The organism is Emcibacter sp. SYSU 3D8, assembly GCF_039655875.1.
Classification (GTDB): domain Bacteria; phylum Pseudomonadota; class Alphaproteobacteria; order SMXS01; family SMXS01; genus RI-34.
The window spans coordinates 57466-72436 of the sequence record NZ_JBBYXK010000005.1; the positions used below are offsets into that span (position 1 = coordinate 57466).

Genomic DNA, 14971 nt, shown 5'->3' on the forward strand with positions numbered 1-14971 from the left:
GGTTCCGGGTCAAATGACAACAGACGGAGGCGTCAGTAGCGGATGTCGATGGTGAGATCGGTGGTCCCGTCACCCGTCGTGAACACCGCGTCCTTGTGCGACGCGGGACCGAACATGCCGGCCTTCGCGTTGTTGGAAAAACCATAGCCTTCGCTGGCGAAACCGTATTTTCCGTTGGCGTTCTCGTCATGATAGAGGCCCACGGCGTAGATTCCCCGGCCGTTCGGCAACGGCATGCAGGCTTCCATGCGGCCCTGGCTTGCCGGAACATCGAACCGGATGAGCTTGCCACCCTTCTTGCCGACCCACTGGTCCGGATCGGGACCGTGCAGACTGAGCCTGATGTTGCCCTTGGAATTGCGCACATTGGGCAGGATGACCCGGATTCGGGGCGCCTTGTCGGCCGGGTCGCACCAGCCAAGCGGCTTCGAGGGATCAATGCGCTCTGCCACGGATTCGAGCGCCTTGCCGGAAAGGGGCAGCCCCCGCAATCGCTCGGGCAGGGCATGCGGCTGATCGTCCTCGGCGTACGCAGCCCCCGCCGCCAGTGCGGCGCAAGCCGCCAGCATGGCGATGATCCGTTGGTGCGGTCGCGACGTCGAAGCCAAACCGTGTCTCCTGTTCTCAAGTATCGTCATAGCGTGCGCCATCCTATGGCGCGAGGATGAACCTAGGCCGAACGCCCTCGGGCTGGATATGTTCACTGCAGAATTCGTTTGCAATCAACGGGTGGCACTCTTTACTTGAACCCGCTGCCGCGTGATCGCATGGCACCGGGTCCACCATATCCATGCGTATCTGCCGAAAGGATTGCCCGACCGTGTTCAGGAAGGTCGACATCTACATCCTGCGCCAGGTGATGACGCCGCTGCTGATGACGGTCGGCGTGTCGGCCATGTTGCTGCTGCTCGAAAAGATGCTGCGCCTGTTCGACCTGGTGGCCAATCAGGGCGGTCCGGTCGGCGTGGTGTTCAAGATGCTGGGCAACCTGATCCCGCAATATATCGGCCTGGCCCTGCCGCTCGGCTTTCTGCTGGGCGTATTGCTCGCCTTCCGCAAGCTGACCAACAACAGCGAGCTCGAGGCGTTGCAGGGCGGCGGATTGAGCCTGTTCCGGCTGATGCGCGGCCCCATCGCCCTGTCCGGCGTGCTGATGATGATCAATCTGGCGCTGCTGGGCTTCATTCAGCCGCGTTCGTTCTACACCTATCAGAGCCTGCTGTTCGACCTTACCTCGGGCGCATTCGGCACCAGCATCCGGCCGGGCGAGTACAGCTATCTGGGCGATGGATTTACCCTGCGCATCGAAAAGGCTTTTGACGGCGGACAACGCCTTGATGGTATTTTCGCGCAGAAGGAGCGGCCCGACGGTCACATCACCACGATCACCGCCAAGCAAGGCTCGTTCCTTGCGACACCAGACGGCCGAACGGTCCTGATGCGCCTGCGGGACGGCGTGATCGTCGACGTCGAACCCCGCAAGCCCGCGCCGCGGGTGTTTACCTTTACCCAGCACGACTATCCATTCGAGATGCCACAGATCGCCGAATTCCGCGCCCGCGGCAACAAGGAACGCGAGTTGACGCTGAACGAACTTTGGTCGCAGTCGCACACCACCACCGATCAACGCGAGTCGCGCACCTTCCTGTCGGCATTCTTCGACCGTATCCTGCGCTCGCTGACCATCCTGGTCCTGCCGTTCATGGCGGTGGGACTTGGCGTGGGAGCAAAACGGCAACAGAAGCAGTTGGGACTGGTCGTCGGCGTCATCATGCTGCTGACCCTGCACAAGACGCTGGAGTTCGGCACCGCAGCCGCGAGCCTCGGTGAGGGCTCGGGATTGGTCAATCTTTTCGTCCCGTTCGTCGTTTTCATCGGACTGGCCGGATTCTTCTTCTACACGACGGCCTTCCGGGTCGGGGTGAAGCCGTTGGCCTGGATCGAGAACGGCTGGGATCTGCTGCTCGGCTCGGTACAGAAGATCAGCTTCTTCCGGCGCAAGAAGGACGGCACAGAGGGCCAGCCGGCATGACAAGACTGCAGCAACACCGCCTGTCGATCCCCGTCCTGCTGGAATACATCGCCAAGATGTTTCTGGTGCGGTTTCTGGTGCTGCTGTTCGGCATCGCCTTGATCATGCAGGCGCTGGACGTGCTGTCCCAGAGCGGCGACGTGCTCGAGCCCGCCGGCGCCGGCATGGATTCCATCTGGCGATTCACCATTTTGCGGTTTCCGCAGATGGTATCGAACGTCATCGGCTTCTCGGCGCTGCTGGCCACGCTGATCACCTGCACCACCCTGGCGCAAAGCAGCGAGGTGGCGGTAATGCAGTCGAGCGGCCTGTCGTCATTCAGAATCATCTTCCCGATGATGGGCGTCTGCGCGGTGGCCGCCGTCTTCCACTTCGCCATGAACGAGACCATCGTCGCCCAGTCCAATGACGAGTACAACCGCTGGCGCGCCAGCGGATTCGCCATTGGCGACACGACCTTGCCACCCTCCAAGTCCGACGCCTGGGCCATCGAGGGCGACACCCGGGTGCGGGCGCAGGCGGTGACCCGCGACGGCACCATCCTGGACAAGGTCACCCTCTACAAGCTGGACAACGGCCGGATCAAACAGATCACCTCGGCCAACTTCGCGGCCTATTCCAATGGCCAGTGGACCATGTTCGACGTGACCGTCTTCGACGTCGACGAAATGAAGGTGACCTCGACGCCCCGCTTCAACTGGGACACCAAGATCCCGCCGGCCCGGTTTCGCGCCCTGTCCATCGATCCCGAGACCGTGCCCATCGGACGCCTGGCGACGGCGGTCGACCAGTTGAAGGGCGAAGGCATGAGCGTCAACCGGCTGACCGCCTGGCTGCACCACAAGATTTCGGGACCGCTCGGCACCATCCTGATGCCGCTGCTGGGCGCCATGGCCGCCTTCGGCGCACAGCGCTCGGGCACCATGTTCTTGCGGGTGATCGGCGGCATGGCATTCGGCTTCAGCTATTTCGTGGTCGACAATCTGCTGCTGGCCGTGGGTCAGTTCGGCACGATTCCGCCGGTCCTCGCGGCCTGGACGCCGCTGTTCCTGTTCTTCTTCCTGGGAACGTCCGTGCTGTTCTACACGGAGGCATAGCGCTTCCATGTCCACGCCGCCGCCCGGCCCCTCCACAAAGGCAGTGATGGCGCGCGGCGCCGGTCTTGCCCTGCTGGGACGCAGCGGTGCGCTGATCGAACTGGTGAGCTTCTTCCTGTTCACCCAGATGTACGGCGCGCAGACCTTCGGCCTGTTCATGACCATGTGGGGCCTGGTGCAGGGCCTCGCCATCGTCTCCGACTTCGGCATGACCATGGCGCTACAGCGCTTCATTCCCGGCGCCGAGAACGAAGTGGCGGCCGGCCGGGTGCTCAAATACGCCGTCAACACCACGCTGGGGATCTCGTGCCTGATCGGGCTGGGCATGTTCCTCGCCGCGCCCGCGCTTGCCGGCGTGATCAATGCCAACGAGCAGGACGCGGCCCACCTGGTCACCATCATCCGCATCTATTCGCTGGCTGTGCCGCTGTGGTCGATGATCGAGGTCGCCACCGGCGCCATCCGGGCCCGCAGCATCTTCGGTCCCGAGGTGAAGGTTCGGATTTTCTACGAGCAGGGCTTCCGGCTGATTTTCGGCGTGCTGCTCTGGACACTGGGCATGCTGTCGCTGGGCCTGTTCGTCTCGCACCTGATCGGCCTCGCGGTCACCGCCGCCTTCGCCTTCCGGCTTGTCCACAAGCATTACGGCCTGGGCCACCTTGTCGCCCGGACCGGCCTGGGCCGGGCGCTGGGCAAGGAGATGGTGGCCTATTCATCGAGCATGATGCTGCCCAACTTCGCCAAGAAGTGGCATTCGTGGCTGCCGGTGATCTTCCTGAACATCATGCTGCCCGGCGCGCGCGGCGCCGAAGCGGCCGGCGTCTATGCCGCGGCGCGCAAGCTGGTCAGCGTGCTCAATGTCTTCCGCGAGAGCTTCGAATACGTCCTCGCGCCGCTGGCGTCGGCCAACAGCGGCCAGGCCGACCGGGGCAAGCTGCGCGAGATGCTGGCCTTCGCCACCCGCGTCTCGGTGCCCGCCTTCATCCCGATGGCGACGCTGGTGATCTGCTACCGGCACGAATTGCTGCGCCAGAGCGGATCGGAATTTGTCGCTGGCGCCGGCGCGCTGCTGATACTGGTCGTCGGCCGGAGCCTGGAAGTCACCTGGGGCCCCTCGACGTCGATCCTCGCCATGATCGGCAGGTACCGTATCCCGTTCCTCAATGCCCTGGCGGGTGTGGCCGCCACCGCGCTGCTCGCATTCTGGCTGATCCCGCGGCCGGAATTTTTTGGCGGCGGCCTGCGCGGCAGCATGATCGCGGCGGCCATCGCCGCGGCGGGCGGCATCAACGTCTCGGCGGTGCTGGGCTTCCTGCAGGTGCGCTACATTTACGGCCTCAAGCCATATGACCGGCGCCTGTTCCGGCCTGTCGCCGTATCGGCCGGCATCTCGCTCGCCATGGCGCTGCTGTTCGACCTGACCGAGGGCATGTGGCGCACCGGCTATTTCATCCTGGGTCTGGTGACCCTGATCGTCGCCATGCTGACGCTGATGCGCTTCGGTTTCACCCGCGAGGACGCCCAACTCGTGGTGCCGAAAAAGCTCGCCAAGCGGCTGCCCTTCCTGGTGCGCAGGTAAGCCTTCCGGTGTTTCAGGTTGGATATTGCCGCCGGCAGGACTATTTTCCGCCCGTCCGTGATAGAGTACGGACACCGGTCAGGCTATCTGGGACAACGCTATCGTGATCCTCAAGCTCGGTTTCTGGAGTCGGCGGCGCCATCACCTCGACAAGATGACGCTGGGAGAGCTGGTGAAGGCCTATTTCCAGTATTACGCCATCCAGGCCTACATCGTGGTCGCCATCGTCGGCTACGCCTACTCGCTGACGTCCGGCGCGCCGCTGCGCGGGCTCGCGCTGACGGGACTGGCCGCGGTGCTGCTCTATCCGCTTGCCTGGTACGGCATCCACCGGTTCATCCTGCATGGCAACTGGCTGGCCAAGTCGCCGCTGACCGCGTCGGTGTGGAAACGCATTCATTACGATCACCACCAGGACCCGCACGACCTGCACATCCTATTCGGCGCGCTTTACACCACGCTGCCGACGGTTGCCGCCGTCACCATGCCGGTGGGCTACTATTTCGCGGGCTGGCCGGGCGCGGCGTTCGGCCTGGCGACCGGCTGCGCGATCACCTGCTTCTACGAGTTCTGCCACTGCATCGAACATCTGTCCTACAAGCCGAAGAATCCGATCCTGATCCGGATGAAGCAGCTGCACATGGCGCACCATTTCCACAACGAACAGGGCAATTTCGGCATCACAAACTTCCTGTGGGACCGGGTATTCGCCACGCTCTACACCAACGAACGGCGGCCGCCCAAGAGCGCCACCGTATTCAACCTGGGCTATGACGACGCCATGGCCGCGCGCTATCCGTGGGTGGCCGAGCTTTCCGGTGGTGTCGCAAAGGGCACACCCCGCGACCGCCGACGCGACGCGGCCTGATCTCCATGAGCTTTGGCGAGGGCGGCGTTCAGGTCGCCGAGGTCACCACGAAGGCTGACCTCGAAGCTTTCATCGACGTTCCCTGGACCATCTACCGGGGCGATCCCTATTGGGTGCCGCCGTTGCGGTTCGAACGGCGCGACATGCTGAACCGGGACAAGAACCCCTACTTCCAGCACGCCGAGGCCGCCTATTTCATCGCCCGCATGGACGGCCGGCCTGTGGGACGCATCAGCGCCCAGGTGGATCAGCTTGCCCAGACCCACCAGGGTCCGGGCACCGGCCATTTCGGTTTCCTGGAAGCCGTCGACGACCCGCTGGTATTCGACGCCCTGTTCGAGGCCGCCGAGACCTGGCTGCGCGAGCGCGGCATGACCCGGATCATCGGTCCGTTCTGCCCGTCGATCAACGAGGAGTCCGGCCTGCTGGTCGAAGGCTTCGATGAGCCGCCGCGGGTGATGATGGGCCATGCGCGGCCGTATTACGGCGAACACGTGGAAGAGTTGGGATACGCCAAGATCCAGGACCTGTGGGCCTACGACCTGAACATCACCCACGAATTCCCGGCCAGCGTTCAGCGCATCCTGGCCAAGGCCCGCAAGCAGGAGAAGCTGAAGCTTCGCCGGATACGCAAGAAGGACTTCGACAGCGAGTTGAAGATCATCATCGATATCTTCAACGACGCCTGGCAGGACAATTGGGGCTTCATCCCCATGACCGAAGCCGAGATCGAGAAGATGGGCAAGGACCTGAAGCCGTTCATCAAGGAACAGGGCTGCATGATCGCCGAATGGGACGGCGTGCCCACGGCCTTCATGCTGACCGTGCCCGACATCAACCAGGCCGCCGCCGACCTCGACGGCAACATGCTGCCGTTCGGCTGGGCAAAGCTGGCCTGGCGCCTGCTGGTGAAATCGCCGACCCGCTGCCGGGTGCCGCTGATGGGCGTGCGCCAGCAATTCCAGGGCACCCTCGCCGGCGCGTCCATGGCGCTGCTGATGATCGAGGAAATCCGCACGGCAACCGTCAAGGAAGTGGGCTACCGCCGCGCCGAATTGTCATGGATCCTGGAAAGCAACGTGCCCATGCAGCGCATTCTGGAGATGATCTTGTGCCGGCATTACAAGACATACCGGATGTACGAGAAGACGCTGTAGAGCCGGCGCCGGCCACTTTCTGGATTTTCTGACGCAGCAACTTCCCCACCGGCCCGCGGCAAGCGCGGCCGGCACCATTGTCGTATCGAAATAATCTGATATGCTTTGGACATACTCCGGGGGGAGACATCCATGAGCAATGCCATCAAGTGGCCCCTGCGTGCAGTTGCTGCTGCTCTCTGCATCCTGGCGGTTGGCGCCGTGCCGCGGCCTTCCACCGGGCAGATGCCGCCGGTTCCCCAGCCGATCATGTCCAACCCGAACGAGGTTGGATCGGCCGGCGACCGGACGGACAAGAAACCATCTCCTCCCCCGAGCACGAACGACACGAGCACGAACGACACGCGCGCCAACAATGAGAGTGGCGCCAGCGGCGCGTCCGTGCCGGACAACGTCGCACGAGGGTCGGATTCGGCGGCGCCGGTAGCGGTCCCGTTCACGGCGGTGGCGGATACCTCCAGGCCGAACCGGACAACGGCCGCGCCGGCAAAGAAGATCTGCCCCAAGAAGCCACAGCCGATCATCGTCGGCTCGAACGGCAAGGTGGGCTCGGGCGCGCGCGCCAAGGCGAAGGCCATCTCGACCCTGTCGGGGCTGGCTGGCGGCCTGCTCGGCGGTGGCGGCGGCAGCAAGGGCAAAGGCAAGGGCGGCCCGCCCCTGGTCAAGTGCAAGATCAAGAACAAGGAAATGACCGTGTTCACCGATCCGGGAACCGGCATATCCCTCAAGGTCGGCGCCAAGCAGGCCGGCGATTCGGTGAATGTCATCGCCGAGGTGTCAAAGTCGCGGGACAACGGCACCTTCCAGACCGCCTATATGAACCCTCCCGGCGAATCTCCCCAGGCTCCCCAGGAGGTTGGCATCTGCGGCCTGTGGGGCGAATGGTCGCTGAGCGTCTCGTGGACCAAGACCACCTATGTGGATGGCCAGAAGGTCAGCGAGGAATCGGGCGGCTATTCCCGGGCCGGAAACTTCAACATTCCGGGTACCGTGTCATCGGACCAGGCGCCCGCCGGCTTATGGAAGCAGTTGGGATTCTCCAACGCCTCCCACGGCGCCCGGGAAATTCTCATGCGGTACCGGCCGCCGGCCGCGCTCGACGCCGGCCAGCCGGTCAACATGGTGATCCACGTCACCCGCCCCGGCGAGGACCCGGTCACGACGGTGCCATTCAACCTGCTGATGACCAGGACGCCGAAGGGCTTCATGTTCCAGCAGGCGCCCGATGAAGAGTGTCCGGACGATATCGGTGGCACGCAAACGGCGGTCAACGACAACGGCGGCGCGGGCGAACCGCAACCGCAGGGAGAGGGCGGGCAAGGAACATCGCCTCCGGCCGGAACCGGCACGGCTGTTGCACCCGGATCGCCAGGATCAGGCACTGCCGGGACCGGGACAACCGGTGCTGCGGGCAATGCCTCGGCCGCCGCGAAGGATCCCTGCGAGGAGCATCTGCGGCGCGCCAGGGACCGACTCAAATCCCGGCCGAAGGGCGGCGACGATTCACTCGAGGCCATGCGTGAGCGCGCATCGCAGGAGGCGGACATCGCCCGCGGCATCGCCGGCGATGCGAGCCGGGCGCGCTACGACCTGGAGGACGCGGAACGCAAGGCCGAAGACGCCCAGCGAGAGGCCGACTTCCGCAAGGGTCTCTACGACAAATTCGGCACGCACCAGAAAGGCCAGACAAGCGCCTATGGCGATCTGGCGGATTCGGCACGGGCCATGGGGGCCGACATGGAGGCCCGTGCGGCGGAGGCGGAAAGGCGCGCCGCCAACTGGGACGAGGCTGCCAAGCGGTACGACAAGATCGCAGAGACAACCGACGACCCAAGTCTCGCCGACGCTGCAAGGCAGGCGGCGGACAACGCGCGGGAAGACGCTGGCGCGCTCAGGGACACGGCGGCGGACAACCGGAAACAGGCGAAGGAAGACTACGACCGCGCCGGCCAGAGAGAACAGTCGGGCGACAGGATCCAGGCCGACACCGACAAGATGGAGAAGGATGCCCAGGAGGCCGCCCGCGCGGCGGCCGACGCCAGGGCGCTGGCGGAGTGCCTCAAGCGGGCCGTGGCAGAGCTGGACAAGATGGCGGCGGCACAGGCGCAGGCCGCACAGGCGGCCGCCGAGGAACTTGCCCAGCGCCCGCCAGATCCGCCGAAGGAGAGCGACGATACGCCGCCCGGCGATGGATCGACCACCGGCCCCTCGCTGCCTCCGGCCAGTGGCCCCAGGTCGCTGCCGCTGGCGACCGGGAGCGCCCAGTCCAGCATCGCTGCCGTAAGCGCCATGGGTTCGTGCCCCTGGCCGACCGGCAAGGTCAGCCTCCATCTGGTCGACGCCGATGTGTATACGCCGATATTGTATGGCACCAGCGACACCTTCACCGACCTGGCCGACATCGTGGCTCAGGTGAAGGCCAAGGTGGCGCCCCACTACGATCCCCAGGCGCTCTGCGGCAAGTGTCTCCAGCAACTGGATATCTGGGGTCATGGCGATACGGGCGGCGGCTATATCAGCTTCGGCCCCAACGATGCCCAGATCGGCAAGACCCCAATGGGCGCCAATTTCGACCAGAACCTGGCCGCGCTGGGCGGTTTGATGTGCGTCGGCGGCAAGGTGGTGATCAACCAGTGCAAGGCCGGCACGGGCACGAAAGGCACTGACGCCCTGCAGGCCCTGTCCGACAAGATCGGCGTCACGGTGGCCGGGCCAACCGACGCAATAAAGGGCTGCCGGATCTTCGGCGGGGCGCTGACCAGCTACAAGGAGCAGACACCCGGCCCCAACGCGAAGACGCCGGACAAGAACGAGGCGGGACCTGTCGAGACCGAGTAGCCGCGCCGCGCCGGGGCCTGGCTCTGCCGATCCGGTCGACCGCTAATATGCCCCGCCCAGCTTGGTGTGATCCCAGCTGATGGTTTTCACCGGTGTGAACCGGATGATCACCCGCTTGCGCGCCGAATAGCGGATGCCGTCCATCTCCTCGTCCGGGAAGTCCTGCTTCGACGGATCGCGCTGGCGGCGGATGTTCATCATGGTTTCGACGACGAAGTCGTTGTCATCGATGATCTCGGCCGTGGCCTCGGCCATCATGGACTGAAGCTCGGCATAATCGTGGCCGGCTTCGATCAGCAGCGCGGCCTTGGGATCGCGCCGCAGGTTCACGACCTTCTGGCTGGTCCCATAGGTCGAGACCAGGAAGCGGCCCTGCTCGTCATAATAGAAGAACATGGGCATGGGATGGGGGAAGCCGTGCGGGCCGTTGGAGACGATGATCAGCGTGTGCTCGCGCAGGATGAACGCCTTGAGCTCGTCGGGTGTCATGGTGATCTGGTCGCGCCGTGATGCCATGGGATCAGTCCTTCGCGGGTTTGAAGCTCGACAGGCCCACATAGACCAGCATCTCGGTGATCAGGCCTTCGTCGTTGCAGGTGATGACGTTGGCGCTCTCGACGTCGAGCGGCTGGCCGTCGGCTGAGACCCGGGCGATCGAGCAGGCGAGCGCCCGGTTGCCGGCAACCCGCGCGGCGCCCTCGGGCCGCATGGAAATGCTCCCGCCGGAGGCACCAAGCGCGGCCGTGTAGCGGGCGCGGATGGCGTCATGGCCAATGGACGGAGCAGAGCCAACCGGCTCTTCCCAACGCGCATCGGGCGCGAACAGGGCGACGATCCCGTCAACATCGCCTGCGCCCATCAGATCGCGGTAGCGGTCGAAGATGCCATGCATGTGCGCATCGCCCGGCTTCTTCGCCAATCCGCCGAAAATTTTCTCAAGCCGAGACATGGTCCCTCCCGTCCGCAGTGCTTCCTGTCTCCGGCCTATAGGAGCGCCGGGCGCTTTTCAACGCCTACAGCGCCGTGCCCACCACGCCGCCTTCGACCAGCATGGCCGCGCCGGTTGTCGCCGATGCCTGTGGCGAGCAGACATAGACGACCATGTTGGCGACTTCCTCGGGCGTGGTGAAGCGGTGCAGGATCGAGGTTGGCTTCTGGGTCTTTAGAAAGGTCTCGCCGAACGCCTCCGGCGTGATGCCCTGCTTCTTCGAAACCGCATTGACGAAACCGCCAACCGCGCGGGATGTGGTCGGGCCAGGCAACACGGAATTGACCGTGACACCGGTCCCTGCCGCCGACTCGGCAAGACCGCGGGCCAGCGCGATCTGGGCCATCTTGGTGGTGCCGTAATGGACCATGTCCCTGGGCACACGCTGGGCCGATTCCGACGAGATGAATACGATCCGGCCCCAGTTCCGCGTCAGCATGCCCCCCATATAGGCGCGCGACATGCGCACCCCCGACATGACGTTGGTCTCCCAATAGCGGGTCCACTCCCCGTCGGCCAGATCGAGAAAGGGCGAGGCGGAAAAAGTGGCCACGTTGTTGACGAGAATATCGACGTCCTTCACGACGGCCGTGACGGCGGCGCAGCCGTCCGCGCCGGATATGTCGGCGGCCACGCCGCGCACCGAAACGGCGGGATAAGCCGCGCCAAGCTCGCTCACCGCCTGATCCACCGCCGCCTGTGTTCGGCCGTTGACCACGATATCCGCGCCCGCCCCGGCCAGACCCTCAAGGATCGCCCGGCCGATTCCGGCCGTCGAACCGGTCACCAGCGCGGTCTTGCCGCCCAGATCGATACGCATGATGTCTCCCCTTCGGTTGCCGCCCGGAGGGTACCGCGTTGGCCATCCGGGAACCACCGGCTTGCGCTGCCGCGCCGGGTCCCGTATGGGATGCCGTCTTTCGTGCCTTGACGCGGCTTTCTGTCTCGAAGCGGAATTCTTGATTCCGCCCCATACCCGGCGCAATCTGCCAAGATTCGCAACCACTTGTGAAGGAAATCCATGGGTCAGGAACCAGCTTGATGACAGCCGCCACGCCACAGGCGCCGGAGAGGTACGAGGTGTTGGACGGGCTGCGTGGCTACTTCCTGGTCTTCATGCTGCTCAATCACCTGTCCTTCCAGTACAGCTATTTCCTGGTGAAGGTGAATCACGGCGAATTGGGCTTCGTTCAGGACGCGCAGGGTTTCGTGTTCCTGTCGGGCCTGCTGATCGGCATGGTCTATGCCGGCCGCATGACATCGCGCGGGTTGCTGGCGACCGGGACGATCATGTGGCGCAGAGCCCTCGAATTGTTCGTATACGCGGTTTCCTGCCTGGCGATCATCCTGGTTCTCGCGCGTCTGCTGCCATCCGCCCAGGCGGCATGGAAACCCTGGCTCGGGGATCTGCTGGGCGGCGGCCCCGCCTACAAGGTGGCGGCGCTGTTCCTGCTCTATCAGCCGACCTACATGGACATTCTGCCGCAATATATCGTCTATCTAATCGCCGCGCCGCCGTTGCTGTGGCTGTGCGTACACGGCAAGTGGCACTGGATGGCGATCGGCTCGGCGCTGCTGTGGTTCTGCGTGCAGATCGGCTTTCACCTGCCCTTGAGCGGCTATATCGACGATGCCCTCGACAGCGCCAAGGGCGGCCTGGCCATGCGCACCACCTTCAATATGCTCGCCTGGCAGATCGTGTTCATGGGCGGCATGGTGCTGGGCACGCTGACGCGCCGGGGCACCATCGACTGGCGCGGGGTATTCAGCCCGGGGCGCCGTGTACTGATGAACGCATCGCTGGCCGTCGTGGTCTTCTTCATGTGCATCAAGCTTGGCTGGACCGCGGGCCTGTTGCCGGCCGAGATGCTGGCGCGGTTCGGCGAATTCAACAACCGTCCCGAGTTCAGCACGGTCTATCTCTTGAATTTCGCGGCGCTCGCTTATCTCGTAGGCTGGCTGCTGACCGCCGGGCCGCAGTCTTCCAGGCGGTTCGAAAGACTTGTCGGCGCGCTGCTGAACCGCCTGTTCAGGCTGCGCTTCCTGCGCCTGTTGGGACGCCATTCGCTACAGGTCTATGCCTGGCATGTGGTGCTGGTCTATCTGCTTGCCGCACTCGACCGCCAGACCGGGCCGCTGGACGAACTGGTCAAGAACCTGCTGGCGGTGATGGCGGTTGCCGCACTGGCGCTTCCGGCGTTGTGGCGCGAGCGGCGAGCCATCTTCAGCGCCGAGCCTGACCTGGCCTCGGCCAAACCCTAGCCCGAGGTCAGGTACCGGATCGCGGCATCGCGCTCGAACAGGTACAGCAGCACACGCAGCGCCTCGCCCCTTCGGGAATTCAGTGCCGGATCGTCCTTCAGGATCGCCGTGGCGTCCTCGCGGGCCAGCCGCAACAGGTCACCGTGCATTTCCACATCGGCCAGCCGGAATTGCGGCAGGCCGCTCTGCCTGGTGCCAAGCAATTCGCCCGCGCCGCGCAGCCGCAGATCCTCTTCGGCGATGACGAAGCCGTCATCGGTATCCCGGATCACCTTCAGGCGCTGCTGGGCGGTTTCCGACAGCGGCGACCCGTAGAGCAGGATACAGGACGAACGGGTCGAGCCGCGCCCGACACGGCCGCGAAGCTGATGAAGCTGCGCCAATCCGAAGCGCTCGGCGTGCTCGATCACCATGATGCTGGCGTTGGGCACATCAACGCCGACCTCGATCACGGTCGTGGCCACCAGGATCGACAGCGCGCCGGCAGAAAAGCGCGCCATCACCGCATCCTTCTCGGCGGGCTTCATCCGGCCATGCAACAGCCCGACACGGTCCCCGAACTGCCGTTGCAGGGCGGCGAAGCGTTGTTCGGCGGCGGCCACATCGAGCACTTCGGATTCCTCGACGAGCGGGCACACCCAATAGGCCTGCGCGCCGTTCTCGACGGCGCGGTGCAGGCCGGCGACGACCTCGTCCATACGCGTGGCCGGCACCGCGCGCGTATCGATAGGCGTGCGGCCGGGCGGTTTCTCGGTCAGGCGCGAGACGTCCATATCGCCATAGGCGGTCAGAGTCAGGGTGCGAGGGATCGGCGTGGCCGTCATTACCATCACGTCTACGGGTCCGCCGCCCTTGGCCGACAGGGTGAGCCGCTGGTGGACACCGAAGCGGTGCTGCTCGTCGATCACCGCCACGGCAAGGTCGTTGTAGGCCACGTCTTCCTGCAGCAGCGCGTGGGTGCCGACAATCAGCTGAACCACACCCGATGCCAGATCGGCCAGCAATGCCTCGCGCGCCTTGCCCTTGTCGCGGCCGGTCAGCAACCGGACCTGAATGCCAAGCGCATCGGCAAAGGGACGAATCGTCTCGTAATGCTGGCGGGCGAGGATTTCGGTGGGCGCCAGCAGCGCGGCCTGGGCGCCCTCCTCGACCGCGGTCAGCATGGCATGCAACGCCACGATCGTCTTGCCGCTGCCGACATCGCCCTGCAACAGGCGCAGCATCCGGTCGGCCGAGCCCAGGTCGGCGAGGATCTCGGCAATGGCGGTCTTCTGGGCGCCGGTCAGTTGATAGGGCAGCAGCGCCACCAGCGAGGCGCACAGGTCGCCGGTTCCCTTCAGCGGCCGGCCCTTGGCGCGGCGCATGCGGGTGCGCACCAGCGCCAGCGCCAGCTGATTCGCGAGAAGTTCGTCATAGGCGAGCCGCTGACGCGCGCGGGCATTGGGATCGAGATCGGTTATTGCTTCCGGGCTGTGCGCCGTCCTGAGCGCATCGGACCATGCCGACCAGCCGCCCCGCGACAACGTGGCCCTGTCGAGCCATTCGGGCAATGATGGCAGCACTGTCAGCGCGGACCTTACCGCCTTGGTGAGAATCTTGGGCGACAGGCCCGCGGTCAGCGGATAGACCGGCTCGACGATCTGAATACTGGCCTTCTCCTCGGGACTGACGACGTAGTCCGGGTGGCTCATCTGCCGGCCCCCGTTGAATTCCTCGATCGTGCCGCTGACCACGCGGGTCGCGCCTTCCGGCAGAATGCGGCGCAGGTAGTCGTCGCGGGCGCTGAAGAATATCAAGGCGATGAAGCCGGTATCGTCGCTGCACAGCACCCGGTACGGGCTACGCTGATTGCCGGGCTTCTCGTGCCGGTCTACCTGCAGTGTCAACGTCACCACCTGCCCGACCGGCGCCTCGGCAACCTTGGGGGAAAACCGCCGGTCGATCAGGCCGGTTGGCAAATGCCAGCAAAGGTCGACGACCTTGTCGCCGGCCACTTTCTCGACCAGTTTGGCCATGCGCGGGCCCACGCCGGGGATCGACGTGACGGGTTTGAACAGTGGAAACAGGACCTCGGGACGCAAGGCAGCCTTCCGGGTGCTGACAGACAGGTGCGGAGACATTATATCGGGGGCCGCGAAGGGAGCGAGCGC

The 14971-nt window shown here is 64.8% G+C and carries 12 protein-coding genes; 7 read left to right on the plus strand and 5 right to left on the minus strand.

Annotated features, from left to right (window positions below):
- Positions 1 to 32 precede the first annotated feature (32 nt).
- On the minus strand, positions 33 to 608 hold the full coding sequence (locus WJU21_RS16275) for a DUF2141 domain-containing protein (protein ID WP_346324516.1): 576 nt from the start codon (positions 606 to 608) through the stop codon (positions 33 to 35).
- A gap of 212 nt (positions 609 to 820) precedes the next feature.
- Here WJU21_RS16275 and WJU21_RS16280 point away from each other — a divergent pair, with 212 nt between their 5' ends.
- The 6 genes from WJU21_RS16280 to WJU21_RS16305 all read left to right on the plus strand — a co-directional run bounded on the left by WJU21_RS16280 (position 821) and on the right by WJU21_RS16305 (position 9571).
- On the plus strand, positions 821 to 2032 hold the full coding sequence (locus tag WJU21_RS16280) for an LptF/LptG family permease (protein WP_346324517.1): 1212 nt from the start codon (positions 821 to 823) through the stop codon (positions 2030 to 2032).
- Complete coding sequence (gene lptG / locus WJU21_RS16285; RefSeq protein WP_346324518.1) at positions 2029 to 3129, plus strand: LPS export ABC transporter permease LptG; 1101 nt, start codon at positions 2029 to 2031, stop codon at positions 3127 to 3129. Before WJU21_RS16280 ends, lptG begins: the two co-directional genes overlap by 4 nt.
- A gap of 7 nt (positions 3130 to 3136) precedes the next feature.
- Entirely contained in the window at positions 3137 to 4708 is a 1572-nt protein-coding gene (locus WJU21_RS16290) for a lipopolysaccharide biosynthesis protein (protein ID WP_346324519.1), read from the plus strand.
- A gap of 103 nt (positions 4709 to 4811) precedes the next feature.
- Entirely contained in the window at positions 4812 to 5576 is a 765-nt protein-coding gene (locus WJU21_RS16295; RefSeq protein WP_346324520.1) for a sterol desaturase family protein, read from the plus strand.
- A 5-nt stretch (positions 5577 to 5581) separates the two neighbouring features.
- Entirely contained in the window at positions 5582 to 6733 is a 1152-nt protein-coding gene (locus WJU21_RS16300) for an N-acetyltransferase (protein ID WP_346324521.1), read from the plus strand.
- A gap of 132 nt (positions 6734 to 6865) precedes the next feature.
- Positions 6866 to 9571 carry a hypothetical protein gene (locus tag WJU21_RS16305; protein WP_346324522.1) on the plus strand — a complete coding sequence of 902 codons (2706 nt, stop codon included), beginning with the start codon at positions 6866 to 6868 and terminating at the stop codon, positions 9569 to 9571.
- 42 nt (positions 9572 to 9613) lie between these two features.
- Here the strand turns inward: WJU21_RS16305 and WJU21_RS16310 are convergent, their stop codons facing one another.
- From WJU21_RS16310 to WJU21_RS16320, 3 genes are all read right to left on the minus strand, one after another.
- Positions 9614 to 10087, minus strand: a complete 474-nt coding sequence (locus WJU21_RS16310; protein WP_346324523.1) for a pyridoxamine 5'-phosphate oxidase family protein — start codon at positions 10085 to 10087, stop codon at positions 9614 to 9616.
- A 4-nt stretch (positions 10088 to 10091) separates the two neighbouring features.
- Positions 10092 to 10520 carry a nuclear transport factor 2 family protein gene (locus tag WJU21_RS16315; protein WP_346324524.1) on the minus strand — a complete coding sequence of 143 codons (429 nt, stop codon included), beginning with the start codon at positions 10518 to 10520 and terminating at the stop codon, positions 10092 to 10094.
- Positions 10521 to 10584: 64 nt separating this feature from the next.
- On the minus strand, positions 10585 to 11379 hold the full coding sequence (locus tag WJU21_RS16320; protein ID WP_346324525.1) for an SDR family oxidoreductase: 795 nt from the start codon (positions 11377 to 11379) through the stop codon (positions 10585 to 10587).
- A 221-nt stretch (positions 11380 to 11600) separates the two neighbouring features.
- Here WJU21_RS16320 and opgC point away from each other — a divergent pair, with 221 nt between their 5' ends.
- Complete coding sequence (opgC, locus tag WJU21_RS16325) at positions 11601 to 12821, plus strand: OpgC domain-containing protein (RefSeq protein ID WP_346324526.1); 1221 nt, start codon at positions 11601 to 11603, stop codon at positions 12819 to 12821.
- Here opgC and recG read toward each other — a convergent pair.
- A complete protein-coding gene (recG, locus tag WJU21_RS16330; RefSeq protein ID WP_346324527.1) occupies positions 12818 to 14902 on the minus strand; it encodes an ATP-dependent DNA helicase RecG in 2085 nt (694 codons plus the stop codon). The genes opgC and recG overlap by 4 nt on opposite strands.
- Between the last annotated feature and the right edge of the window lie 69 nt (positions 14903 to 14971).

Bases quoted from the DNA above. Each gene is read 5' to 3' on its own strand.
- WJU21_RS16290 (WP_346324519.1), top strand. From the start codon at position 3,137: ATGTCCACGCCGCCGCCCGGCCCCTCCACAAAGGCAGTGATGGCGCGC.
- lptG (WP_346324518.1), top strand. From the start codon at position 2,029: ATGACAAGACTGCAGCAACACCGCCTGTCGATCCCCGTCCTGCTGGAA.
- WJU21_RS16300 (WP_346324521.1), top strand. From the start codon at position 5,582: ATGAGCTTTGGCGAGGGCGGCGTTCAGGTCGCCGAGGTCACCACGAAG.
- WJU21_RS16320 (WP_346324525.1), bottom strand. From the start codon at position 11,379: ATGCGTATCGATCTGGGCGGCAAGACCGCGCTGGTGACCGGTTCGACG.
- WJU21_RS16310 (WP_346324523.1), bottom strand. From the start codon at position 10,087: ATGGCATCACGGCGCGACCAGATCACCATGACACCCGACGAGCTCAAG.
- WJU21_RS16315 (WP_346324524.1), bottom strand. From the start codon at position 10,520: ATGTCTCGGCTTGAGAAAATTTTCGGCGGATTGGCGAAGAAGCCGGGC.
- opgC (WP_346324526.1), top strand. From the start codon at position 11,601: ATGACAGCCGCCACGCCACAGGCGCCGGAGAGGTACGAGGTGTTGGAC.
- WJU21_RS16305 (WP_346324522.1), top strand. From the start codon at position 6,866: ATGAGCAATGCCATCAAGTGGCCCCTGCGTGCAGTTGCTGCTGCTCTC.